The organism is Companilactobacillus mishanensis, assembly GCF_003946505.1.
In the GTDB taxonomy this organism is placed as follows: domain Bacteria; phylum Bacillota; class Bacilli; order Lactobacillales; family Lactobacillaceae; genus Companilactobacillus; species Companilactobacillus mishanensis.
On sequence record NZ_RHON01000002.1, the window covers coordinates 116,120 to 140,414 of the forward strand.

Annotated in this window: 21 protein-coding genes; 9 read left to right on the forward strand and 12 right to left on the reverse strand. The window is 37.5% G+C overall.

Annotated elements, in window-relative coordinates; genetic code table 11:
- Positions 1-8: 8 nt before the first annotated feature.
- Both EKM63_RS03180 and fba read right to left on the reverse strand, forming a co-directional pair.
- A complete protein-coding gene (locus tag EKM63_RS03180; protein WP_125703649.1) occupies positions 9-722 on the reverse strand; it encodes a gamma-glutamyl-gamma-aminobutyrate hydrolase family protein in 714 nt (237 codons plus the stop codon).
- 124 nt (positions 723-846) lie between these two features.
- Positions 847-1,716 (reverse strand): class II fructose-1,6-bisphosphate aldolase, encoded by an 870-nt coding sequence (fba, locus tag EKM63_RS03185; RefSeq protein ID WP_125703651.1) that lies wholly within the window; start codon positions 1,714-1,716, stop codon positions 847-849.
- A gap of 506 nt (positions 1,717-2,222) precedes the next feature.
- Here fba and wecB point away from each other — a divergent pair.
- Complete coding sequence (gene wecB / locus EKM63_RS03190; protein WP_125703653.1) at positions 2,223-3,365, forward strand: non-hydrolyzing UDP-N-acetylglucosamine 2-epimerase; 1,143 nt, start codon at positions 2,223-2,225, stop codon at positions 3,363-3,365.
- Positions 3,366-3,720: 355 nt separating this feature from the next.
- Here the strand turns inward: wecB and EKM63_RS03195 are convergent, their stop codons facing one another.
- The 3 genes from EKM63_RS03195 to EKM63_RS03205 all read right to left on the reverse strand — a co-directional run bounded on the left by EKM63_RS03195 (position 3,721) and on the right by EKM63_RS03205 (position 5,391).
- A complete protein-coding gene (locus EKM63_RS03195) occupies positions 3,721-4,041 on the reverse strand; it encodes a DsrE/DsrF/TusD sulfur relay family protein (RefSeq protein ID WP_125703654.1) in 321 nt (106 codons plus the stop codon).
- Between the two features lie 443 nt (positions 4,042-4,484).
- Positions 4,485-4,931, reverse strand: coding sequence for a GtrA family protein (locus EKM63_RS03200; protein ID WP_125703656.1), 447 nt, complete (start codon positions 4,929-4,931; stop codon positions 4,485-4,487).
- Between the two features lie 4 nt (positions 4,932-4,935).
- Positions 4,936-5,391 (reverse strand): flavodoxin, encoded by a 456-nt coding sequence (locus EKM63_RS03205; protein ID WP_125703658.1) that lies wholly within the window; start codon positions 5,389-5,391, stop codon positions 4,936-4,938.
- Positions 5,392-5,521: 130 nt separating this feature from the next.
- Between EKM63_RS03205 and map the strand changes: the two genes are divergently transcribed.
- The 3 genes from map to galU are packed head-to-tail and all read left to right on the forward strand — an operon-like array spanning position 5,522 to position 8,204.
- On the forward strand, positions 5,522-6,316 hold the full coding sequence (gene map / locus EKM63_RS03210) for a type I methionyl aminopeptidase (protein ID WP_125703660.1): 795 nt from the start codon (positions 5,522-5,524) through the stop codon (positions 6,314-6,316).
- A 14-nt stretch (positions 6,317-6,330) separates the two neighbouring features.
- Entirely contained in the window at positions 6,331-7,296 is a 966-nt protein-coding gene (locus EKM63_RS03215; protein ID WP_125703662.1) for a YihY/virulence factor BrkB family protein, read from the forward strand.
- On the forward strand, positions 7,296-8,204 hold the full coding sequence (gene galU / locus EKM63_RS03220; RefSeq protein ID WP_125703663.1) for a UTP--glucose-1-phosphate uridylyltransferase GalU: 909 nt from the start codon (positions 7,296-7,298) through the stop codon (positions 8,202-8,204). The genes EKM63_RS03215 and galU overlap by 1 nt, the downstream gene beginning before the upstream one ends.
- On the opposite strand, the gene EKM63_RS03225 is transcribed toward galU, so the two are convergent.
- Positions 8,201-8,491, reverse strand: a complete 291-nt coding sequence (locus EKM63_RS03225; RefSeq protein WP_125703665.1) for a hypothetical protein — start codon at positions 8,489-8,491, stop codon at positions 8,201-8,203. The two genes, galU and EKM63_RS03225, sit on opposite strands and share 4 nt — an antisense overlap.
- Before the next feature lie 88 nt (positions 8,492-8,579).
- Here EKM63_RS03225 and EKM63_RS03230 point away from each other — a divergent pair, with 88 nt between their 5' ends.
- Genes EKM63_RS03230 through EKM63_RS03240 form a run of 3 tightly spaced genes read left to right on the forward strand, consistent with a single transcriptional unit; the run spans position 8,580 to position 12,134 of the window.
- Positions 8,580-9,734 carry a thiolase family protein gene (locus tag EKM63_RS03230; protein WP_125703667.1) on the forward strand — a complete coding sequence of 385 codons (1,155 nt, stop codon included), beginning with the start codon at positions 8,580-8,582 and terminating at the stop codon, positions 9,732-9,734.
- Positions 9,731-10,972: a hydroxymethylglutaryl-CoA reductase, degradative gene (locus EKM63_RS03235; RefSeq protein ID WP_125703669.1), complete on the forward strand. Its 1,242-nt coding sequence runs from the start codon at positions 9,731-9,733 to the stop codon at positions 10,970-10,972. The genes EKM63_RS03230 and EKM63_RS03235 overlap by 4 nt, the downstream gene beginning before the upstream one ends.
- 4 nt (positions 10,973-10,976) lie before the next feature.
- Positions 10,977-12,134, forward strand: a complete 1,158-nt coding sequence (locus EKM63_RS03240; RefSeq protein ID WP_125703671.1) for a hydroxymethylglutaryl-CoA synthase — start codon at positions 10,977-10,979, stop codon at positions 12,132-12,134.
- A gap of 1,584 nt (positions 12,135-13,718) precedes the next feature.
- Here the strand turns inward: EKM63_RS03240 and EKM63_RS03245 are convergent.
- Positions 13,719-14,534, reverse strand: coding sequence for a hypothetical protein (locus EKM63_RS03245; RefSeq protein ID WP_125703674.1), 816 nt, complete (start codon positions 14,532-14,534; stop codon positions 13,719-13,721).
- 167 nt (positions 14,535-14,701) lie between these two features.
- The gene (locus tag EKM63_RS03250) at positions 14,702-15,175 is read right to left on the reverse strand and encodes a nucleoside 2-deoxyribosyltransferase (RefSeq protein ID WP_125703676.1); all 474 of its coding nucleotides are present in this window, start codon (positions 15,173-15,175) and stop codon (positions 14,702-14,704) included.
- A gap of 137 nt (positions 15,176-15,312) precedes the next feature.
- Between EKM63_RS03250 and EKM63_RS03255 the strand changes: the two genes are divergently transcribed.
- Positions 15,313-16,800 (forward strand): multicopper oxidase family protein, encoded by a 1,488-nt coding sequence (locus EKM63_RS03255; RefSeq protein ID WP_153494407.1) that lies wholly within the window; start codon positions 15,313-15,315, stop codon positions 16,798-16,800.
- A 46-nt stretch (positions 16,801-16,846) separates the two neighbouring features.
- Here EKM63_RS03255 and EKM63_RS03260 read toward each other — a convergent pair whose 3' ends face one another.
- From EKM63_RS03260 to EKM63_RS03270, 3 genes are read right to left on the reverse strand one after another with little or no spacing between them, the layout of a single operon-like run.
- Positions 16,847-17,851 (reverse strand): LacI family DNA-binding transcriptional regulator, encoded by a 1,005-nt coding sequence (locus EKM63_RS03260; protein WP_125703678.1) that lies wholly within the window; start codon positions 17,849-17,851, stop codon positions 16,847-16,849.
- 6 nt (positions 17,852-17,857) lie between these two features.
- Positions 17,858-19,324, reverse strand: coding sequence for a UDP-glucose--hexose-1-phosphate uridylyltransferase (locus tag EKM63_RS03265; RefSeq protein WP_125703680.1), 1,467 nt, complete (start codon positions 19,322-19,324; stop codon positions 17,858-17,860).
- Positions 19,324-20,508: a galactokinase gene (locus EKM63_RS03270; protein WP_125703682.1), complete on the reverse strand. Its 1,185-nt coding sequence runs from the start codon at positions 20,506-20,508 to the stop codon at positions 19,324-19,326. Before EKM63_RS03270 ends, EKM63_RS03265 begins: the two co-directional genes overlap by 1 nt.
- A gap of 180 nt (positions 20,509-20,688) precedes the next feature.
- Here EKM63_RS03270 and EKM63_RS03275 point away from each other — a divergent pair, with 180 nt between their 5' ends.
- Positions 20,689-21,555, forward strand: a complete 867-nt coding sequence (locus EKM63_RS03275; protein WP_125703684.1) for a DegV family protein — start codon at positions 20,689-20,691, stop codon at positions 21,553-21,555.
- 30 nt (positions 21,556-21,585) lie between these two features.
- Here the strand turns inward: EKM63_RS03275 and EKM63_RS03280 are convergent, their stop codons facing one another.
- Positions 21,586-24,258: an HAD-IC family P-type ATPase gene (locus tag EKM63_RS03280; protein WP_125703686.1), complete on the reverse strand. Its 2,673-nt coding sequence runs from the start codon at positions 24,256-24,258 to the stop codon at positions 21,586-21,588.
- Positions 24,259-24,295: the final 37 nt, after the last annotated feature.

A 24,295-nucleotide genomic window follows, 5' to 3' on the forward strand; every position in this document is an offset into this window, starting at 1 on the left:
TACTCCAATTATATTCTGTTAATAAAATCTTTAAATAATTTAAGCTGTTCTGGGTAATTTTCCCACATATTTTCAGGATGCCATTGAACTGCCTGTACGGTTGTATCTGAGTTTTCAACAGCTTCAATGACTCCATCAGAAGCTGTGGCCACAATTTTTAAACCTGGTGCTGGTTGTCTGATAGCTTGATGATGTCTCGAATTAACGAATGCTGTACCTCCAAGCGTTTTTTGCAGTGCTGACGAACTAATTGTTACATGATGTGTTGGTAAGTCTCCAGGCGCATCTTGGTGATGTTTTAGAAGATTAGGTTGGTCGTATTGAGTCAACAAATCTTGATAGACAGTTCCTCCAAGTGCGACGTTGATCACTTGGGCACCGCGACACATGCCAAGAATTGGTAATTTATGTTCGACCGCCTTTTTAACGAGTGCAATTTCAAAAATATCACGATTTCTATCGGTGGCGCCTAATTGTGGGATAGGTTCTACACCCATAAATGTCGGATCGACGTCTGGTCCACCTGTGAAAAGGATGCCATCTAGTGAATTGATAAGTGGATCAACCTTGTCGGCAGGCAAGTAGGGAAGACTTACTGGAGTTCCACCAGCAGCAAGGATCGCATTGACAGCTGACCGAGGTACAAAGTCCGCATCACGATGATTGATCACTGATGTAGCGTCCAATAATACATCTGCAGTAATTCCGATTAATTTACTCATATGGAGACTTCCAATCGTCTATAAATTTACTGTTAAGATTATCACTTTCAAAATTATATTCAAATTTTCAGCGCACAAAAAAAGCAGATCTTTGAGATCTGCTTTTTGTTTTGAAGATTTTCTATTATTTAACAGCAGGTGTACCGAACCAAGCGATACGTTCCTTAGTTGTTTCTGTAATAGCCTTTGCACCAGGTGCAAGCAATTTACGTGGGTCATAACCTTTTTCATCGATGTCAAGATCTTTCTTAGCTTCGATGTATTCACGTGTTGCTTTAGCAAATGATAATTGTAATTCAGTATTAACGTTAACTTTTGAGATACCCATTGAAACAGCTTTGATGATTTGTTCCTTAGGAATACCTGAACCACCATGAAGTACAAGTGGTGTGTCAATAACTGAAGCTAATTCTTGAAGACGGTCAAAGCTTAAGCCTTTCCAGTTGTCAGGGTAAACACCATGGATGTTACCAATACCAACAGCAAGGTAGTCAACACCAGTTGCGTTAAGTGTCTTAGCTTCTTCAACATCAGCTAATTCACCTAAACCAACGATACCATCTTCAGTACCACCGATTGAACCAACTTCTGCTTCAACAGAAATACCTTTAGCATGAGCTAATTTAACGATTTCCTTTGTCTTAGCAAGGTTTTCGTCGAATGGTAAATCATGGCCATCAAACATAACTGAGTTGTAACCAACTTCGATACATTCTTTAGCAGCTTCGTAGTTACCATGATCCAAATGCATGACAACAGGAACTGTGATACCCATTGATTTGATTGTGTCTTGTACTAGGTGTAGGCAAAGTTCATAGCCACCCATGTACTTAGCAGCACCCATTGATGTTTGAACCAATACAGGTGTGTTTGTTTCTTGGGCTGCAGCTAAGATTGAGCGAGTCCATTCCAAGTCGTTGATGTTAAATGCACCAACAGCATATTTTCCAGCACGTGCTGCTTTGAATATTTCGTTTCCGTTTGTTAAAACCATTGAAAGTCCTCCAATAAATTCATCTTTAGAATACATGTCTCATTTTAGCGCAAAATCCAAACAATTAACACACATTTAATAAAAGTATTTACAGTAAACGTTCCATTTTCCTATGAAAACAGGCCCAGTATGAAAATACATACAGTCTTGATTAAAATATGGGAACGTACCAGATTAAAAATTAAAATGTAATAGCTTACTTAAGCTAAATAATAATATCACTATTAGAAAAGCAAGCACTAACCACATAAAACCCAATTCTTGTCTATTATCTTTCCCCTTAGTGACTGTTTGGTAAATGGTAAAAACGAACATGAATGCGGTGATAGTGGTCAGGATGCTTACAAAAACTAGAAAAGCTATATTTACCATAATTCCCCCTGAAAGTTCAAATAAATATATTATATCAAAGTATTTAAACATTAATCGTATGATAAATTGTGATACCCTAGGTTCGAACTAGTATTTCTGATATAATTTTCTATAAGTTTATTGAGGTGATAATTTTGGATAAAATTAAAGTAATGACGGTATTTGGTACCCGTCCTGAAGCTATCAAAATGGCTCCACTTGTTTTGAAATTGAAACAGAATTCTGACAGATTTGAAACTATCACAGTTGTAACAGCACAACACCGTGAAATGCTAGATTCTGTCTTGGAAATTTTTAAAATAAAACCAGATTACGATCTGAACATTATGAAGGAACGCCAAACATTAAGTGGCATTACCGGATTAGTTTTGAAAATGTTAGATGAAATCATTGAAAAAGAAGAACCTGACATTATCTTAGTACACGGTGACACTACTACCACATTCAGTGCCAGCTTGTCAGCATTCTATCATCAAACAAAAATCGGACACGTTGAAGCTGGTTTAAGAACATGGAATAAATATTCACCATGGCCAGAAGAAATGAACCGTCAAATGACCGACGATTTAGCAGATCTATATTTCGCACCAACAGACAAGAGTAAAGCTAACTTGCTCAAAGAAAACCACAATGAAGATGGCATTTTTGTCACAGGTAACACAGCCATTGATGCCTTGAGAAGTACAGTTAACGAAGATTACCATCACGATATCTTGGACATCATCGATCCAGATAAAAAGATGATTTTGATTACAATGCATCGTCGTGAAAACCAAGGTGAACCAATGAAACAAGTTTTTACAGCAATGAAAAAAGTAGTAGAAACACACGACGATATCGAATTGATCTACCCAGTACATTTGAATCCAGTGGTTCAAAAAACAGCTAAAGATATTTTAGGCGATGTAGATCGAGTACATTTGATCGAACCATTAGATGTAGTAGACTTCCATAACTTAGCATCAAAGAGTTACTTCATCATGACAGATTCCGGTGGTGTGCAAGAAGAAGCACCATCACTAGGCAAACCAGTGCTAGTTTTACGTGACACCACAGAAAGACCAGAAGGTGTGGATGCAGGAACACTTAAATTAGTAGGAACAGATGCCGACACAGTAGAAAAAGAAATGAAACGCTTGATCGAAGACAAAGCCGAATACGATAGAATGGCCAACGCCAAGAATCCATACGGCGATGGAAAAGCATCAGATAGAATCTTAGATTCAATCAGTTATTACTTTGGTCAAACAAAAACAAGACCAAACGAATTTGAATAGAAAACAAAAAAAGATTGGGAAAACTCCCAATCTTTTCTTTATGCTAGAAATGCAAAATAGAGCGAATAATTAAAAAGGCACTAGTAATTACAAAATTTAAAGCAAAAACGAATGAAACAATTTCATCACCGCTAAAATGGCGATACCATTTTTGAAATTTAGAGCTTAAATGATAGGTAACGAAAATAATAAATATAGTTAAAAAGACAAAAAATAAAGCAGGTATGAGAATACGATAATCAATCGTTAAATCCTGTACCATTTCTTCTCCTCGAGAACTTATTTAGTCTAGTTTTAATATTAATATAAAGTCGAATAAAAAAAGATTGGGAAAAATCCCAATCTTTTTGTTTGCCTAAAAAGTAACAGTTTTATCAGCCCATTCAACCATTTCAACACAATCGACCATAGTTGAAATAGGACAAGTAGTAGTATCCTCACGGTGACGGCTCATAATACAAGTACCACAAGCAAGAAGTTTACCACCATTTTCAGTGAAGTCATGCATCTTGTTAGTAACATCGAATTTGTCGTCCTTGATGTCCTCAATTTCAACACCTTCACCCATCAAGAAAATGCGAACCTCGTGACCCTTACCTAAAGAAGTAATGGCAAAACGTAAAGCATTCCATGCCTTTTCATGTTCCTTAGTCTCTAAAACAATCCCTATTTTCATAATAACCTCCGATTGATAACGTTTTCACATATTTATCTTAAACGATAAAACAAAATAGGTCAAAGATAGAATGAAGGAAAGTAAGCAGATTTAGATCAAGGTTTTGTTAATAAAAAAATAGATAAGAAGCGAGAGAAACAAGCGACTTATCTAATCTAAATAGCAAATATGGTATTTAAGGAACTAACTATGTTCTATATAAACGAAAAAACAAGAATCCAGCAGATACCGACGAAATAAGTTTAATTCAAATCTAGATGTAGGAATCAAATCGATTTCGGCTCAGCCCTGACATTTTCCTTAGAGTGCGAAGCACACTTAGGAAAAGGGCGAACTTGGAGATGATTGCGTACTATGCAATTAGCTTCAAGTCGTCCCAGGGCGTTCCAGCCGAAGAAATCGATTTGATTCCGGAATCGGCAGTGAACACCAACCAAACCAAACTAATTCCGACGAGCCCGTAACTGCTTAATTCGCTCACGCAAACGACGGTTGTTATAATTGAAAATCAGCTTCGACATAAAGTAATTTAAAATCCCCACAAGCACCTGATCAATAGCCTTAATGATCAAATTATTAACAGGCAAGGCCAAAACAGCCACAACCATAAACACATCATCAAACAACAATGAGAACAAACGGGAAAGCAAGAAGAAAATACCCTCATGGAGCATCTTAGGATAGTCCTTCATCTCAGTTTTAAAAACATACATCTTCGTTACAAAAAACGAAAAAGTATTAGAAATAAACCAAGCTAAAGTATTAGCCAGCCAAAGCTGCATATTAAAATTATTGTGTGCGACATCGAAAATTGCAATATTTAAAAGTGAAGCGAGGAATCCAAACAAACAATAGACTAAAAACTCCCGATGTTTTTTAATTACGTCCATGTGCTTACATGTCCATTTCCTTGGCTTTTTTCATTAGTTCTTCCGCAAATTTATCGAGATGATCGATATCCTCTTGCTCAGGTTCAAGCTCAACTCGAACTGGCTCGGAACCTTTAGTTGCGCCAACTTGTTCAAAAATTGAAGCAAATTCATCAATGGCACGACAATAGTCTTCATAGAAAGTATCGCCGGAACCACAAGTTCCATAGACCTTTCCATCTAGGTCTAAGTCTTGCATATCGTCATAGAAATCGAGAGCTTCTTCAGGAACAATGCCTTGATCGTAAGTGTAACTAGCAATCACACAAACGTCAGAGTCCTCAAAATCAGATGCATCTGTTTGAGAAACTTCACTCATTTCCACGTCAGCACCTAGTTGTTCAAATTTTTCTGTTAATACGTATGCAATGTCTTCATCGTTACCAGTAATGCTGGCATAAACGATTTTTACTTTTACCATATAATTGTCGCCTCATTAATTAAAGTCTTGAGATATTATAGCAAAAAATAATGTCTCTCACCATCTAACTTGAAATTATACTTAAATGTTATACTATTCATATCATTGTTTTTTGAAAGGGTATGTAAAATTGATTACATTAAAATCAGCTCGTGAAATCGAAGGGATGCGTAAGTCTGGCGAACTGCTAGCAAACGTTCATATCGGTCTTCGCGACATTATTAAGCCCGGAATTTCATCGATGGAAATTGAAGATTTTGCGGACAAATATATTACTGAGCATGGTGGGACTCCATCTGAAAAAGGTTTTGAAGGATATAAATACGCTACTTGTGTTTGTGTTAATGATGAAGTTGCTCATGGTATTCCTCGTAAAGGATTGATTTTAAAAAGTGGAGACGTTCTAAAGGTTGACATGACTGTCAATTTGAATGGTTACGAAAGTGATTCTTGCTGGACTTATGCAGTCGGCAAAATCTCAGATGAAGACCAACATTTGATGGACGTTACTCACAAAGCTTTATATCTCGGTATCGATCAAGCTGTTATTGGTAACAGAATTGGCGATATCGGCCATGCTATTCAACACTATGTTGAAGATGAAAACCACATGGGGGATGTTCGTGACTTGATCGGTCATGGTATCCAACCTACGATGCATGAATTACCAAACGTTCCTCACTATGGCGAACCTGGAACTGGTTTACGTTTACGTGAAGGAATGACTATCACAATCGAACCAATGGTCAACTTAGGAACTTGGGAAATCAGTGACAAGTTTGTTAAAGAAGACGGTTGGGAATACTTCGTATCTGCAGATGGCTCAAAGTCGGCTCAATATGAACATACTCTTGCTATCACTAAAGATGGTCCCAAGATTTTGACTTCACAAGATCCAGAATTTGATGCCAAATATTTACTATAATAATGGTTGGTTAAATGAAAGAAAAAGAACATTTAGAAACCCCAATATTTAAACGTCAGATTTCGTTGACCGAAAAGGTTGTTAAATTTTCTAAATGTATCGGTTCAGCGATGGGTGACTCAAACATACCAATGGCCTCCAAAGCAATAACTTATTATATTTTGTTGGCCTTATTTCCTGCTGTCATTATCGTAGGAAACTTGATTCCGTTGTTACGTTTGAACCGTCCTACAGTCATAGAGTATATCGAATTTATATTGCCAAAAGATCTGCATAGCTACTTAATGCCACTGATAATAAAAGTCCTGTCAGAATCGAATAACGGGATTCTTTCTATTGGTGTTGTTTTGGCAGTTTGGGCCATTTCACGTGGTACCAATATTGCACAAATGTCGATGAATCAAGCTTATGGTCTGGATGTGACAAGTTTATTTGATGAGAGAACATTTTTTAACTTTATCATCAGAAGAGCCTTAGCATTTCTGATCACGTTTGTTATGCTTATAGCAGCCGTAGCGGTAATCGGTATTTTCACTTTCGGCCAGGCATTTCTTAATTGGCTGATTCCTTTAGTTGGTCTGGATGCCGGATTTTTAAACGAGTTCTCCCGTTGGAAATGGCCAATCGCTATTGTTATAATGATGTTGATCGTTTTTACTTTATTTTATTTTTTACCTAATGTACGTTTAAGGATTCATTATGTTTTGCTTGGTACAGTAATAACTACAGTGGGAATATTGCTTTTGTCTCAACTATTTTCGTATTATTTAGATTATTTTGGTACGGCATGGAACAACTATGGGGCAATTGGAGCGATTATTTTATTCCTATTGTGGATGAATATGACTGTAACTATTTTTTTGTTTGGAAATTCCGTAAATGTCGGCTTCGCAGAAGCAAGTCAAGGACCGTTTCTTCACGAAAAAACTAGCAAACTTACCAATTATTTAAAGTCGCATGAAAAGGAAGAAGATAACTGATGAAAGTAAGAAAAGCTATTATCCCAGCAGCAGGTTTAGGAACAAGATTTTTACCAGCAACAAAGGCTTTGGCAAAGGAAATGTTGCCTATCGTTGATAAGCCAACTATTCAATTTATCGTTGAAGAAGCTAAGGCTTCTGGTATTGAAGATATTTTGATCATTACAGGTAAAAATAAACGTTCGATCGAAGACCACTTTGATTCAGTTCCTGAATTGGAACAAAACTTAGCCGCTAAAAATAAAACACAACTACTAAAAGTCGTTCAAGACACTACTGATTTAGGCGTTAACTTGTACTACAGTCGTCAATCTCATCCAAATGGATTGGGTGATGCTGTTGCACAAGCACGTTCATTTATCGCTGACGAACCATTTATCGTTATGCTCGGTGATGATTTGATGTCAGATAAGGTTCCTTTGACAAAACAATTGATTGAAGATTATGAGAATACTCACGCTTCAACTATTGCTGTCATGCAAGTTCCTAAGTCTGAAGTTTCAAAATATGGTGTTATCGATCCCGAAGGTGAACAAGCTCCTGGATTGTATAATGTCAAACGTTTTGTTGAAAAGCCAAAGGTTGAAGATGCACCAAGTAACTTGGCCATCATTGGACGTTATCTATTAACTCCAGAAATTTTTGACTTGTTGGATACTCAAAAGCCTGGTGCTGGTAATGAGATCCAATTAACAGATGCTATTGACCGTATGAATGAAACACAACGTGTCTTTGCCCATGAATTCAAGGGTGATCGTTTTGACGTTGGTAATAAATTTGGTTACGTTAAAACTAATATTCAATATGGATTGACTCATCCAGAAGTTAAGGATGAATTGAAACCTTACATTATTGAGTTAGCTAAAGAGCTTCAAGCAGAAGACAAAAAAGCTCCAAAGAAAGATTAACCTAACAAAATACAGTCATCAGCAACTCTGAAACCAAAGAGTTGTTGGTGATTTTTTTTGCGGTCATCATCGTAATAGAGTGGCAGGGTGTAATATTCTTTTTTGTTCAAAAGTAACAGAAATTCCCAATTTTTTATTCCTTGTATTTTTGTGGAAGATTTCAAATAAATGCCGTCTTCTTTGACTTCTAAATCGACTACGGCTAATCGAGCATCTTTTTCTTCGATGTAAACACGATTATTTTTCTTGAAGTCATTCAACATCAGAATTAGATCAATTATTCGCATTGAAACACCATCGTTGTATTTATTTGCTATATAAATTATTATTTAAGCTTAGGGTTATTCTACCAAATATTAAAGAGGTAATAAATTTATGGATTCTATTGTAATTATTGATGCCAAACGAACTGCTATTGGTAAATTTCGAGGACAATTTGCTGAAATATCCTCCGTACAACTAGGGACTCAACTAGTTAAGCAGCTATTGGCCAATAACAAGATCGATCCTGAAAGTGTAGATCAATTTATTTTCGGTAACGTTTATCAGGCCGGTTCTGGTCAAAATGTTGCTCGACAAATAGGAATCAATGCTGGTGGACGAGTTCAATCAACTGGTATGACGATCAATCAGGTTTGTGGCTCAGGTATGAAGGCCGTCCACGAAGCTACTAACGCATTATTACTTGAAGATGCTGACATTGTTGTTTGTGGTGGGGTAGAAAGCATGTCTAATGCACCATTCTATTCACCTAGAGTTGGTAAGATGGAGACCTCTGAAAAACAAGGAGACACACTTTTCCAAGACGGTTTGATTGATGCATTTGCCAATTATCCTATGGGTATGACTGCCGAAAATGTTGCAGTAAAGTATGATATTACACGCGAGATGCAAGATGAGTATGCTTTGAAGTCTCAAAAAAAGGCAGCTGAATCACGCAATGAGTTGACCAAAGAAATTCTACCTATCCAGGTTGGGGATGCCTACGTGGTAAAAGATGAAGCAATTCGTGGCAATTCTACAATGGAAGGTCTAGCCAATTTGAAACCTGCTTTTGAAGATGACGGAACAGTCACAGCTGGAAATTCTTCACCTCTAAACGATGGGGCAGCTGCAATGATCATGATGAGAAAAGAAACAGCAGATAAAATGGGCTTGGAATATGTCGCCGAAATTACTGGATATGTTGAAGAAGGTATCGACCCAAGATATATGGGATATGCTCCATATTATGCCATCAACAAATTTTATGATCGTTATGATGTTAAGCAAGAAGACTATGATTTGTTCGAAATAAATGAAGCCTTCGCCGCACCAACGATTGCTGTCGCCAGAGATCTCAATATTCCAGAAGAAAAATTGAATGTCTTTGGTGGTGCCATTGCTTTAGGACATCCAATTGGAGCCACAGGAGCACGTTTGATCGTCTCATTGATAAATTCTCTTCAAACTGAAAAGAAACATACTGGTATTGCTTCATTGTGTATCGGTGGTGGTATGGGAATGGCCATCGGAATCAAATTATCATGAAAATATACGAAATGAAAAATGACGAACGACTAGATTATTTATTGAAGAATAACTATTTGAATGCTGAACAGGTTGAATTTTTAAAGTCCGAGCAACCTCTTAGTCAGGATATAGCCAATAGTCTGAGTGAAAATCAAATTGGAATTTTCGGTATGCCTTATGGATTTGCGACCGATTTTATGATCAACGGTCAGGACTTTGTCGTTCCCATGGTGATTGAGGAGCCTTCTGTGATTGCTGCAGCATCTAATGCAGCCAAACGGATTAAAGCCAGTGGTGGATTTACTGTTGAGACTGCTCAACACATCATGTACGGTCAAATTGTTTTGGAAAATGGAACTGCAGATAAAATCGATATCTTGAATAAAGCTAAAGAAGATATTCTAAAATTGGCAAGAGCCGCACATCCAAGTTTGATCAAGCGTGGTGGGGATGTGGTTTCCACTAGTTTTGAATTAGTTGATGACTGTATTGAAGTCAAAATTGGCGTTGATACTTTAGATGCGATGGGGGCAAATATGGTCAATTCTATTTTGGAGCAAGTTGCACCCTACGTGTCCGAAATGATCGACAGTACGATTCTTTGCAGCATTTTGTCGAATAGTGGAGTCAGCCAAGTTGTCAAAGTTTCAGCCGCAGTCGACTTTGAACAATTGAAGACTAAGACTATGTCTGGTCAAAAAGTCGCTGAACGAATAGTCAAACTGACTGAATTTTCTAAATTTTCTAAAATGCGAGCAATCACTCACAATAAAGGAATCATGAATGGAATCGACGCTGTATTGTTAGCTACCGGAAATGATTTTCGTGCTGAAGAAGCAGCGGCGCACAGTTACTTCATTGAAAATGGAAATTATGCACCGTTTAGTGATTGGAAAATTGTCGATGGCAAGTTGATTGGTACTTTGGAAATGCCAATTGAAGTCGGGACAGTCGGTGGGGCAATCAGAACAATGCCGATGGCACAACTTAGTTTGGCCATGATGAAAGTAAAATCTAGTCAAGAATTGCAAGCAATTATCGGTTCAGTTGGATTGGCAAATAATTTGTCAGCCTTGAGGGCACTGGTAACGACTGGTATTCAAGCTGGACATATGAGTTTGCAAAGCAAGTCCTTAGCAGTGTCCGCTGGTGCTACCGGTGATGAGATCAATAAAATTTCAAAAATTATGAATCAAAGTAAGAAATACACAATAGCTGAAGCAAAGCGTCTGTTAGAAAATTTGAGGAATGGGTGAAAAGATGGATATAGGAATTGATAAGATAGGCTTTTACACACCAAAAAATTATATTGATATCGTTGATTTGGCTAAAGCAAGAAATCAGGATCCAGATAAATTTACAATTGGTATCGGTCAAGAAAAGCAAGCTGTACCAATGCCATATGAAGATGCAGTAACAATGGCTGCAGAAGCGGCCAGTCAGGTTTTGGATGATACAAATAAGTCCGATATTGGACTATTGATAGTTGGAACAGAGAGTAGTGTTGACGAGTCAAAAGCTTCCGCATTATTCTTGACTGATTTGTTGGGATTGCCAGCAGATGTACGTGCTTTCGAAATAAAAGAGGCTTGTTATGGTGCTACAGCCGGCTTGCAGACAGCACGTGATTATATTGCGGCTAATCCTGACAAAAAAGCATTAGTTATCGCAAGTGATATTGCAAGATATGGTTTGAACACGCCAGGAGAAGTTACACAAGGTGCGGGAGCTGTTGCTATGTTATTAAGTGCAGACCCACGTATTTTGAAATTAGAAAACAAATCTACATTTATGAGTCGAAACGTTGGAGACTTCTGGCGTCCAACATTTTCAAAGACTGCTTTTGCCAGAGGTAAGTATTCAAATCAAATCTATATCGAATTTTTCTCAACACTTTGGGAACAATTCCAAGAAAAATATGATGTAACTGCTGCTGATTTTAAGGCAATGCTATTCCACATTCCATATACAAAAATGGGATCGAAGGCCATGAAGATATTAGAAGGTAATATTGACGAAGCTAAATTGTCAGAATTGAAGGCTAGTTATCAAGAAAGTATCAAATTTGGTAAGGTAGTTGGTAACTTATATACTGGATCACTTTATTTGAGTTTATTGTCTTATTTATTAAATGCAAATATAGATTCGAATGAAGAAATATTGTTATTTAGTTACGGATCAGGTTCAATGGGAGAGCTATTTAGTGGTAAAATCCAACCAGGTTTTAAAGATGCTATAGACATCAAAACTATCGAAAATATTCTTCAAAATAGAAACAAAATAAATATTTCTGAATACGAAGAAATATTCGGTCAAGGGCTTGAGAACGGGCAAAAGACTGATGTGAAAGCAATCACAAGCACCTACTATTTGAGTGAAATAAAAGAGAATGAAAGAATCTACCAAAGTCATAATTAATTAGTTGCAAACGCTTACAGTGAATGTTATATTAAAGACGTGGTAAAGATGAATTGCCAAGACTGTAGACCTAAAAAATTAATGCTTTAAAGTTTTACTTTTCTGTTTGGAGATGGTAGGATTTTAGATCAAAAAGTTTATAGAGTATTACGGTACAATGGCACGATTGGAACTAGCAACAAAACGTTAACATAAAATCGACTTCAATTAAGTAGTCGCGCAAGCTCATTACATGATTTGCTAGGATCCACTTTGAAAGTAACATAAGAAACACGATACATGGAACAAGAAACACGAAACATGGTTTAGAGTAGTAAGATTTGTTTTCAGTAGTAAGATTCAACTTGATGAAACTACAGTGTGATTTCATCTTGCCACTTCGAAACAGTTGAGACCCCGTCGTGAGACGGAGTCTTTTTATGTGGACTCAGCGGCTTTGCCGCATAGTCCACATTATGGGGCGATTGTAAGGACTCTAAGTGGCTATGCCACATAGAGTCCCAAAAAGAGCGGCATGACATATTAAAAGAAGACAGTCATCCGGGTAGAAATCTAAAGAAGAAACGGAAGAGGCATACTAAGTTTTACTTTAGAAGACAAAAAATGTTTCATGAACTTGAACTACGATTTTTAGCACAAACAATTGAGGTATTTAAGTCGGTGAAATGATCTAAAGAACATCACTAATAGCCACCCATTTCAACAATCAGAAATCCCCAACAATCAATCAAATATAATCATCTTAAAAATCTTTTAACAAACTATTGTAAACGTATACAAATAATGATAAATTAAAGACGTGGTAAAGATGAATTGCCAAGAGTGTAGACCACAGTTAAGTATTTCTGGAATTAATATTTCAGATCAAGTTAATGGTAGCGAGCTACAACAATAAGGCGTGACTGGAACTAGTATGAAGCGTTAATATACAATCGACTTTTAAAATTTTTATTTTAAAGTCGCCTAAACTCAATACATTATTTGTTAGGATCCATTTATTAAGAAGGACAAATGTATAATTTGTTTTCACGAAGTTCTTCTTTCCACTGTGCGGCCCCTCCGGGGTCGCACTTTTTTAGTTGGACTAAGCGGCTATGCCGCATAGTCCAACTTATGGGACGATTGTAAGGACTCTAAGTGGCTATGCCACATAGAGTCCCAAAAAGAGCGGCGTATCATATTAAAAGAAGACAGCAGGCTAGAGGGAAATCCTGAGAGGGAATAAGAAGAAGCATACTTAGTTTTACTTTAGAAGAAAAAGAATGTTTCATGATTTTGACTTGAAGAGCTTGAACTTAAATCTTTTGAATTTTACCGATATAAAATAAAATCAAACAAAAAAAGCAGGTAACTTCTATCCAGAATAGAAGTTACCTGCTTTTGCTTTAATGTTTTATAGAATTATAGTGCCATGGAATACGGTCGCCCGAGGCGACCCCATAAGTTAGGCTAGGTGGCAAAGCCACTGAGCCTAACTAAAAGTTCCATGGAAAGGAGTCTCCATAAATCGTCGACCCCATAACTCCTCCTAAGTGGCCACAGCCACAAAGGAGGACCAAGCTGTACAAGTAATCTAAGCTTTGCTTAGACTACTTGTACAGTAATTGATTGACGACCAAATTGAAGTGCTTGTGAGTTAGGCATAGCAATATCAAGTTGGTTAGGATTGCTATAAGCAAATGTACCTGTATCATTAACAGTTCTGTTCAATACTGTACCATCACCTAAAGTGATCTTAAGTTGTGTACCCTTTGGATATTTTGAAAGGTTAGCAGCAACACCTGAGTAACCCATGCTTGAACCTAAAACTGCTGGGTCATAAGCTGTAGCACTCATTGAGATTTTTTCAGCTGGTTTTTCATCTGACATATATTGACCGTTTACCCATGTGTTTTGGCCTAAGTTATACCAAACTTGACCTGAAGCGTCTGTTGTTTGGGCAAAAACTGCATAGCCATCACCGTCATTAACGTAACCAACATATGAGCCGTTTTTAGCAGAGTTGTATGTATTTACAGAACCACCATTAGCGTTTACGTACATTGTTTTGTTAAGACTTGTAACGGGTGCGTCGAATGAAACATCTGTGCTTAGTAACCATTGACCATTACCAACTTGGTAATATGTTGAGTTACCGATCTTCATGGCTTTAGAAGTAGCCCATGCAGTACCATTTGAAAGGCCGTTGCTTGATGCACCGACTTGTCCTTTGGCGTTTGGTGTTGAATAAATTGTAGCTCCGTTAGGATTTGAAACGTAAATAGTTGTTTGTGGCATATCTACGTTTGCTACTGTTGCTGCTTGTGCGTTTGATGAAACTACTGATGCTGAGGCACCGATTCCAACAAATGTAAGTGATGCAACTGTGACGATAGAGCTAACGATTTTTTTAACTTTCATTATATAAATTTTCTCCCGTAAAAATTAAGATTATGTAAAGAAACAATTGAAATTATCTAACGAGAAATATCATATAACGTATTAAGCTAAAAAAGGTGGATATAATCATAACGTAAAGTCGTTGTAATCTTATTGAAAACTTGACAACTTAAAATACACTAAAATAATTATAGATATTTGCGAATTTGTTCTAATAGGGAGTCAACATTATTGACGACAGCTCCGTTTAATTTGATCAATCCGATGGTATAAGTATTTGCGTATTGGAATGGGTTTTCTCCGATAACTGCGACAGCTTTGAGCTTTTCAGGATTCTCTGCACCATGTTGACGAAGGTCTGTATATAGCCCTACAACGGGGATTTCTTTACCAAAAGCTAGTCCGATTTCTGAAGCAACACCGATATCAATGATTTCTCCATCGAGAACTGCAACTACTAAATCTGAGTCTAATAATTCTTTGTTATCCTCTTGTGCAATCTTGATTGAGTCAGCAAATTTTGTTTTATCGTTGATGTCACCATTTTCTTGAGGTAAATAAACCTCGATATCAGATGACATATTACGGATTTTATCAACAACATAAGCGTTAAACATACGATCAGCCTGTGAAAATAGTCCGTTAGCGAAATAGATTTTCATTTTGAAATCTCCTTTATAATTGTTATTTTTATTCTATCATGCAAAATATACTAAAATTACATAAATCTGTAATACAATATCATTAACATTCTGTATCTAGTATTGGGGACAAATTCGAATAAGCTAGGGGAATACTTATGAAGAAAAGTTTGATATTGATACTATCGATTTTATTTGCAACAGTATTAGCGTTCCTATTTATACCAAGCTCTAATTCATACGCCGCAGCAATGATGGGCGGCAATAGTGGTAATGGAATGATGGATAACGACGAATCTGGTCATATGACGGAGCATTCAGTTGATCTGGTCAAATCTACTGCACCAGAGAAAGAATTGGCTCTGCCACCAATTTTGAAGCCTGATAAGCAAACTAAAAACGATGTGTACTATACAGTTACTGCCAAATCCGGTACGACTGATTTTAAAGATGGTGGTAGCACTGAGACCTTGGGATACAACGGTACTTATCTTGGACCTGTCATCAAGATAAGACGTGGCCAAACTGTCCATATAAAGGAAGTAAATGATTTAAACGAGAATACTACTTTCCATTGGCATGGCGCTATTATTGACGGGAAAGCAGATGGTGGCCTTCATGATCCGATTAAACCGGGCAAAACTAAAAATATTAGTTTTAAAGTCCAACAGCCAGCGGCAACGCTTTGGTTCCATCCACATCCAAGTGGCCAAACTGCTAAGCAAGTATACAAGGGCCTAGCTGGACTGATTTATGTCAGCGATAATACAAGTAAAAATCTGAAGATACCCAAGAACTACGGTGTTGATGATTTTCCATTAGTTGTTCAAGACAGAACATTCGATTCAAAGAATCAATTCAATTACAAAAAGGATTACAATTCTGACGGTACTTTAGGCGAAAATATCTTGGTAAATGGAACATTGAATCCATATATCAATGTAACTACTAAGTTTGTAAGATTGCGTTTACTCAACGGATCTAATGCTAGAAATTACACTTTTAAGCTATCAAATAATCAGAAAATGTACCAAATTGCCGGTGATGGTAGTTTCTTATCAAAACCGGATCCAATAAAGAAATTAACATTAGCACCAGCACAAAGAGCTGAAGTTTTGGTTGATACATCATCTATACCAGATGGTGAATCTCTTGAATTAGTTGCTGGTGGAATACCTGTCGTCACATTGAAAATGCAAACGCGGACTGACAATATCAAAAGGATGCCCAAATCTTTGTTGAAAATGGCGACTGCCAAGGCTGGTACACATGACGTTGATAAGCAAACACTAACGTTGAGTGGTATGAGCAAGATGGTCGAAATAAATGGTAAACAGTTTAATCCAGATCGAATCGATATCCACACAAAAGTAAGACAACAACAAGTCTGGACGGTAAAGAATAAAAAACAAATGATGAACATGAGCCATCCATTCCATCTTCACGGTGTACAGTTCAGAATTTTATCCATTAACGGGCACAAGCCACCTTTGAACGAAACTGGCTACATGGATACGGTTAACTTAAAACCTGGAGATTCCGTAAAATTAACTTTCAAATTTGAGGAAAAAGGTCTTTATATGTATCACTGCCATAATCTCGAGCATGAGCAAAACGGGATGATGGGACAAATAATGGTTGAATAAATTTTTAAGAAAAAAAGTCAGCGGAAATTTTTCCACTGACTTTTTTCTATTCTTGATTTGTACTTTTACGGAAAACTAATTTTGTATCTAATTCAATTCGTGCCGCGGTATGTTCAGTATTCTCTAATTTGTCTTTCAATAAGTCGACCGCCGTTCCACCCATACTGTGGGTAGCGACTGAAACTGAGCTGAGCTCGGGATTAACAAAATCAGTCAAAGAAGTGTTGTTGAAACTGAATATACTGACACGCTCTGGTATTTTAATGTTAGCTTCTTGCAATGCTTGTAAGGCACCAGAGGCCATTGGGTCGCTCGAAATAAAGAATGCATGAGGAAGATTTGAACCTAATTCTTCAATAGCATGTTTCATTTGGGTATAGCCAGATTCTTTTGAGAAGTCACCTTTAAAAACAAATTCAGGATTATAGATATTTTTCTGACGCATTGTATCTTCGAATGCCACTTTACGAGGATCCTCGACGATACGTTTACCATCGGTAGTTTCTTCAACGCCATAGATTAGACCAATGTCTGGAATATTTTGTTCCATGAAGAAATTGATAACACGTTTGACACCCATTTTGAAGTCCGTTACCACGCAATCGTAACCATTATAAAATTGATCATCGTCGATGAAGACTAGTTTGTTAGTCATATTTGCCAAAACTTGAACTTGATCATCGCTGAATTTACCAACAGCAATTATCCCGTTGATGTAATTTCTGATATTGTCGATATTGTTGTGGAAGACTCTCAGAACATCGAATTGTTGAGTTTGACTACGTTGCTCGATTCCTTCACGAATCATCATGTAGTACAAGTCGTCTTGTTCCTTTTCCTCAGAATACCATTGGACTAAGGCGATACGCTTTTGAAAACTGGGATTTGTCTTCTTAGATGAGCGCTTATAGTTCAACTCTTTAGCAATCATGAAGATGCTATCACGAGTGTTCTTGGTTACTGATAGGGTTGTATCGTGGTTCAAAACTCGCGATACCGTGGCGGTGGAAACACCTGCCTTTTGGGCAATATCTTTTAATGTTGCTGCCATGTTTGTTTATTCCTCCTTGACGACTTTCACAAAACAATCGAATGCATTACGGCCTTCGTCATTCCACTTGAATACGCCGGCATCTTCCAAGACACGTGCAAAGACTAAACCGACCTCTTTTTTAACAATATCAGAAATATTATCAAAATTAAATTTATATTTTAATTTTAAACTATCTGCCCATTTTTTGTGATAAGAAGCCATGTCATTTGATTGTCCAAGTAAATATTTTTCGACCTCATTAAGTTCAGTTTTGAGACGTGCTGGTAAAATTGCTCGTCCCATAACTTCAATTAAGCCGATATTTTCCTTTTTGATGTGTTGAACATCTTGATGGGGATGAAAGATACCATCTGGATATTTTTCAGAAGTCTGATTGTCACGCAAAACAATATCGAGTACATAGTTGTCACCAACTTTATGTGCAATTGGTGTGACAGTATGATGTCTGATTTCGTCTGTATATGCACGGATATCAACACTCTCGTCAGAATAATTCATCCAGGCTTGATGAATCTTATTTGCAGCCATGACTAATTTATCTGGGTCATTACTGGTCAATCTTATCGTCGACATAGGCCACTTGACGATTCCCGCATCAACATTGGGAATTCCGATATCAAATTCACGGTCGATAGGTGCCAGCATCATAGGGAAAATGTGACGACCACCTTGATAATGATCGTGTGTCAACATTGATCCGCCGACGATTGGTAAATCAGCATTACTACCGACAAAATATTGTGGAAACTGTTTTATTATTTCTAACAAGTTTTCAAAAGTATGCTGATTGATAACCATTGGACGATGTTCTCCGGCTAAGAAAATGGCGTGTTCTGTGAAATATGCATAAGGAGAATATTGTAGTCCCCAAGTTTCTCCACCTAATTCAAATCGAACTATTCGATGGTTACTACGAGCCGGATATCCAGGGCGACCAAGATAGCCTTCATTTTGCATACATAGTTGGCATTGGGGGTAACTTGATTGTGATTGATTTTTGACTGCGGCAATAGCTTTAGAGTCTTTTTCCGGCTTGGAAAGATTTATTGTAATTTCCAATTTTCCATATTCAGTTTTTACAGGATAAGAGATATTCTTGGCAATTGCTTTCGTCTTGATATAATCATTTTCACAGCTTAACTTGTAGAAATAATTCGTTGCTTGTTCAGATGACTCTTGATAAAGATTCCAAAATCGGTGATTCAGTCTTGATGGGGTAGGTGTATATAGATCCATCAATTGATCACTCAGAATCTCTTTTGAAGTTTGATCGTTAGCTATTTTTTCATTATTGATAGCAGTTTGGATCAATCTATCTCTGATTTCCAAAATATCAGTTGATTCGGAAGTTTCATCGATGTTATCACCGATCATGCCTCTGATTCTATTATTCAAATAAATATTATCTAGTTCTTCATAATCGTTGTCAGCTTTAACGATGAGCTCGACAAATTTGTCAGCAATATTCATTATGCGTTCACTCCTGTAAGTGATAATTCTCTTGGTCCATCAGATATCTCAGCAATGTAAAAGTCTGCATCATAGCCGATTTTATCTTTATAAATTTTTCCGACATTTTCTTTGAAGTCAGAGACTTGATTCTCGTTAACGATAGCAATGGCACAGCCACCGAATCCTGCTCCGATCATTCGTGCACCGAAGACGCCTGATTGTTCCCAAGCTGCAGCAACTAGTGTATCCAATTCAACACCAGTAACTTCATAATCGTAATGTAGAGAAACATGCGAAGCGTTGACTAATTTTCCAAAGTCTTCGATGTCATTATCGTTGAGGTAAGAAACTGCCTCCAGGGTACGTTGATTTTCAAAAACTGCATGTCTGGCACGTCTTATCAGTGTGTCGTCGTTTATGAGATAGCTGGCACGGTCAAACTGATCGATTGTTAAGTCACCGAGTGAATTGATGTGTAATTGGCTTTGCAATCTAGCCAAAGCTTCCTCGCATTCACTACGGCGTTCGTTATATTTTGAGTCTTGAAGCTCACGCCGTTTGTTGGTATTCATGATCACAATTACGTTATTGCCCAATTGTACGGGAGCATATTGATATTTCATCGTATTTGTATCAAGCAGAATTGCTCGATCTTTTTTACCCATTCCAACAGCGAATTGATCCATTATTCCTGAATTCAATCCGATATAATCGTTCTCTACTTCTTGACCAACCTTTACTAGATCAAGTTGGCTGATGTCCAAATCAAATACACTTTTCAATAAGTCACCGATCAGCAACTCAATCGAAGCGGACGAGGATAGGCCAGCACCATCGGGAAGATTTCCTTTGATGTATAAGTTGAAACCATGGTCAATATTGTAACCACGGTTCATCAGATTGTTGATGACACCTTTAGGGTAATTTGCCCAGTCGTCACTTTTACGATAAGCAAGGTCGTTCAATCGTAAGGAGACGATTCCTTGATTGGGAAAATTGTCAGAATAAAGTTGAATGATATCGTCGTCGCGACTGCCATAAACGGCATATGTCCCGAGGCTGATTGCGCATGGAAAGACATTTCCTCCGTTATAATCAGTATGTTCACCGATCAAATTAATTCTTCCAGGTGAAAAGAAAAGATGTTCCGGTGTTGATGAAAATGTAGATTCATAGTTTTTGAGTAATTTTGTTGTGTCCATAATTGTCCTCATATTTAGTAAATATTTACTTAATAATTATGATAACGCTTTCTTAAAAATGAAACAAGATTGCTTTTATTTACTTATAATATTAATTTTTAAAATATAAAAGAAACTGGTCAATTATGGTATTATTTAGACACGCATTCTCACAAAATATAGGAATAGAGGACGGGACTTATGCCAACGGCCGTGGTTACAGATACAGCATCGTATTTAACACCTGAGCAAATTGAAAAGTACCAAATCACCGTTTTACCAATAACTGTAATTTTGGGAAATAAGCAATATAAGGAAACTGAAGAACTTGATTTGGATACCTTCTACGATTATTTGAAAACCGAAGATGAACTTCCAACTACAGCTCAAGTTTCCATGGGGCAAATTGAAGAAGCCTATGATCGATTAGTTGATCAAGGTTTCGACAAAATTATCTCGATTCATCTTTCCAGTGGAATAACTTCATTTATGGACAATCTACGTATGTTTTGTAGAACTTATGAACGAGCTGAAATTTTCCCATTTGATTCACTAGTTGCCAGTGCTGGTGAAGCTGATCTCTGTTTGCTTGCGGGTGCAATGGTAAAAGAGGGTAAAACGCCAGAAGAAATTATGCCTCAACTTGAAAAAATGCGCTCGACCAGGGATGTTTATTTTGCGGTCGATGATTTGAAGCACTTGATGAGAACTGGTCGATTGAGTAATCGTGCCGCTGTTGTTGGTAACTTGTTGAATATCAAACCAATGTTGACATTTGATCCTGATGGTAAAATCATTGCCATTGCCAAGGAACGTACAATGAAACGCGCACTACGTATGATGTTTGTAGAATTGAAGAAGTACTCTGAACAAGCAGATTATAAGATTCACGCGACTGTCATCGATGCAAATAATGAAGAATTATCAAATAATTGGGTCAATGAGATCCACGAAATGTTTCCAGATATTCGCGTAACGCAGAGTCATCTTGGACCTGCAATCAGTGTTCACACTGGTGAGAAAACCATGGGTATTCTGTGGGAAGAAGACTGGGAAACCATGATTTAATTTTTTTAAAATAAAAAAGGTAACGGAAGTTTATTCAACTTCTGTTACCTTATTTTTTTTGATGAAACGAATGAGTTTATCAAATTCAGCTACGGCTAGAATTACGATACCACTCAGAACTGCTAATCCCCATCCCATCATACCGATCGAACGTGTGTAGAATACTGTCTGCATAAATGGTACATATGTCAGAATCAGTTGTAAGACGATCATCAATCCAATGAAATAGAAAGCTTTCATATTGCGGAAGATGTCTTTTGATAGTGCAAACTTACTTGTACGGATGTTAAATAGGTAGAAAATCTTTCCAACAACTAACAAGTTGACCATTATCGTACTTGATACTAGGGCACTTACACCTTGACCACGTAGCCATGAATCAACTACTAAGGCGATTGCTGCCATTAAAATAGAAATGTACGTCATCTGGAAAACATCATGTTTACTCATTAATTTACTACCATATTTTCTTGGAGCTCGTTGCATGATTCCTGGTTCTGCTGGTTCAAACGTTAGAGCAAATTGAATCGTAATCGCTGACACCATGTTGATCCAGAGCAACTGGGTCGGATGTAGCGGAATATCACTTTTAGTTAGGATTGCGAAAGCCACAATCAGACCTTCAGAAAAGTTGATTGGCAGAAGATATAGGATACTCTTCTTGATATTATCGAAGATTCTTCGACCTTCACGAATAGCTTTCGAAATGGTCGCAAAGTTGTCATCCGTTAAAACCATATCAGCTGAATCTTTAGCCACGTCAGTCCCTTTGATACCCATTGCGATACCAATATCGGCACGCTTCAAAGCAGGAGCATCGTTAACTCCGTCACCAGTCATGGCAGTTACCTTGTTGCTCTTTTGCAAGGCTCTGATAATTTCAATTTTATTACCAGGAGTTGTTCGAGCAAAAACTTGATTGTCCAAAGCTGCAGCAAGTTTTTCCTCTTCAGTTAGTTTGTCCCATTCTGGACCCGTGATTGCGTGTATTTCATCAGCTAAGCCTAATTTTTCACCAATGGCTTTGGCTGTTAGTGGGCTATCACCGGTAATCATTTTAACTTCGACACCTGCTGAACGAATTTCTTTCAAGGCATCAATTACTTCTTCACGTGGCGGATCGATAATTGCTGCCAATCCTAAGAAGTTCAGCCCACTTGTGATCAATTCATGACTAATCTCGGCCGTGTCATCATTTATCTCTTTATATCCAACGGCAATAACACGTTTACCTTCTTCAGAAAATTTTCTAACAGATTCTTGCCAAGCTGGGCGGTCGAAACCTGAATCTGCTTTTTCGCCCATGTCGAATAGTTTGTCGGGAGAACCCTTTACGAATAGATATTTCTTATCATTATTATCTTTCACTAATCGGGCAATATATCTGAAGTCAGAATCGAACGGGAGAATATCTAAACTCTCATATTTTGATTCTTCACCGTGAGGGAAGACTTTGTGATACAAGGATAGGAAGGCACCATCGGTTGGTTCTCCAACAATATTCCATTCACCATCGACATTTTGTAAATGAGTGTCATTAGCTTCAAAACCAGATTCTAGGAATAACTTCATTTTGGAGTCGATTTCAATGTTATTTCCATCCTGAGTGATGTCGCCGTGTGGATCATATCCGATACCACTGACCTGATATTCTTGATGGTCGATAATGATGTCAGTGACGGTCATTTCATTTTTAGTCAAAGTACCTGTTTTATCGGTTGCAATAACATCAACTGAACCCAAAGTTTCAACCGAAGGTAAAGTCTTAATGATGGTATTTTGATTCTTAGCCATATCGCTGACACCTTTAGCTAAGATAACGGAAGTTGTAGCAGGAAGCCCTTCAGGTATTGTACCAACAACCATTGAAACTACCGCAATTGCCAGAATAGGCAGTGCGTAGGTGTCGAACATGAATCCTATGATAAAAATAACGATAGCTGCAAAGACAATAAAGTAGGAAATCTTCGTACCCAAGCTATCGATAACTTGCATTAGCGGAGTCTTACGTTGTTCAACTGAACTAACTTCAGATGAAATCTTACCAATTTCTGTATCTTCAGCAGTTGCAACAACTAATCCGATACCACTACCTTTAGTTACTGCAGTGGATGCGAAAGCCATATTGTCTTGGTCTGCTAGAGCGACGTTATCTTCCATGATTGGCTCAGCATCTTTTTCAACAGAATCTGCTTCACCAGTCAACGAAGATTCCTGGATACTCAGGTTGTCAGAGTTAACGATTCTCAAGTCAGCTGGAACATTATCACCAGCTTCTAAGAAAACTACATCCCCAACAACAATTTCTTCAGAAGGTATTTCTGTACGCTTACCGTCACGATAAACGGTCGCAGTGTCAGATAACATCTCTTTGATCCGGTCGATTGCGTTTGATGCACTCGCTTCTTGGTAATAACCGATCAGTGCGTTGATGATTACCACGGCACCAATAATGATTGAATCTGAGTAGTGTTGCATAAATAGGGTGATGAATATTGCTGCTATCAAGACATAGATAACCATATTGTTAAACTGTCTTAAAAATATTTTCCATTTAGGAGTTTTTATCTCTTCAAGTTTGTTAGGACCATCTGCGGATAACTTCTGTGAAGCCTCTGCAGTCGAAAGTCCATTTTCAAAGTCTGTTAAGTTGTGTTGTTTCTTTAATTCCTCGATACTTTTTTGATATATTTTTCTTGCCATATAATTCCTCGCTTTCATTAGTAAGTGGGGGATTAAA

Bases quoted from the DNA above. Each gene is read 5' to 3' on its own strand.
- EKM63_RS03180 (WP_125703649.1), bottom strand. From the start codon at position 722: ATGAGTAAATTAATCGGAATTACTGCAGATGTATTATTGGACGCTACA.
- fba (WP_125703651.1), bottom strand. From the start codon at position 1,716: ATGGTTTTAACAAACGGAAACGAAATATTCAAAGCAGCACGTGCTGGA.
- EKM63_RS03195 (WP_125703654.1), bottom strand. From the start codon at position 4,041: ATGAAAATAGGGATTGTTTTAGAGACTAAGGAACATGAAAAGGCATGG.
- EKM63_RS03200 (WP_125703656.1), bottom strand. From the start codon at position 4,931: ATGGACGTAATTAAAAAACATCGGGAGTTTTTAGTCTATTGTTTGTTT.
- EKM63_RS03205 (WP_125703658.1), bottom strand. From the start codon at position 5,391: ATGGTAAAAGTAAAAATCGTTTATGCCAGCATTACTGGTAACGATGAA.
- EKM63_RS03215 (WP_125703662.1), top strand. From the start codon at position 6,331: ATGAAAGAAAAAGAACATTTAGAAACCCCAATATTTAAACGTCAGATT.
- galU (WP_125703663.1), top strand. From the start codon at position 7,296: ATGAAAGTAAGAAAAGCTATTATCCCAGCAGCAGGTTTAGGAACAAGA.
- EKM63_RS03225 (WP_125703665.1), bottom strand. From the start codon at position 8,491: ATGCGAATAATTGATCTAATTCTGATGTTGAATGACTTCAAGAAAAAT.
- EKM63_RS03230 (WP_125703667.1), top strand. From the start codon at position 8,580: ATGGATTCTATTGTAATTATTGATGCCAAACGAACTGCTATTGGTAAA.
- EKM63_RS03235 (WP_125703669.1), top strand. From the start codon at position 9,731: ATGAAAATATACGAAATGAAAAATGACGAACGACTAGATTATTTATTG.
- EKM63_RS03240 (WP_125703671.1), top strand. From the start codon at position 10,977: ATGGATATAGGAATTGATAAGATAGGCTTTTACACACCAAAAAATTAT.
- EKM63_RS03245 (WP_125703674.1), bottom strand. From the start codon at position 14,534: ATGAAAGTTAAAAAAATCGTTAGCTCTATCGTCACAGTTGCATCACTT.
- EKM63_RS03250 (WP_125703676.1), bottom strand. From the start codon at position 15,175: ATGAAAATCTATTTCGCTAACGGACTATTTTCACAGGCTGATCGTATG.
- EKM63_RS03255 (WP_153494407.1), top strand. From the start codon at position 15,313: ATGAAGAAAAGTTTGATATTGATACTATCGATTTTATTTGCAACAGTA.
- EKM63_RS03260 (WP_125703678.1), bottom strand. From the start codon at position 17,851: ATGGCAGCAACATTAAAAGATATTGCCCAAAAGGCAGGTGTTTCCACC.
- EKM63_RS03265 (WP_125703680.1), bottom strand. From the start codon at position 19,324: ATGAATATTGCTGACAAATTTGTCGAGCTCATCGTTAAAGCTGACAAC.
- EKM63_RS03270 (WP_125703682.1), bottom strand. From the start codon at position 20,508: ATGGACACAACAAAATTACTCAAAAACTATGAATCTACATTTTCATCA.
- EKM63_RS03275 (WP_125703684.1), top strand. From the start codon at position 20,689: ATGCCAACGGCCGTGGTTACAGATACAGCATCGTATTTAACACCTGAG.
- EKM63_RS03280 (WP_125703686.1), bottom strand. From the start codon at position 24,258: ATGGCAAGAAAAATATATCAAAAAAGTATCGAGGAATTAAAGAAACAA.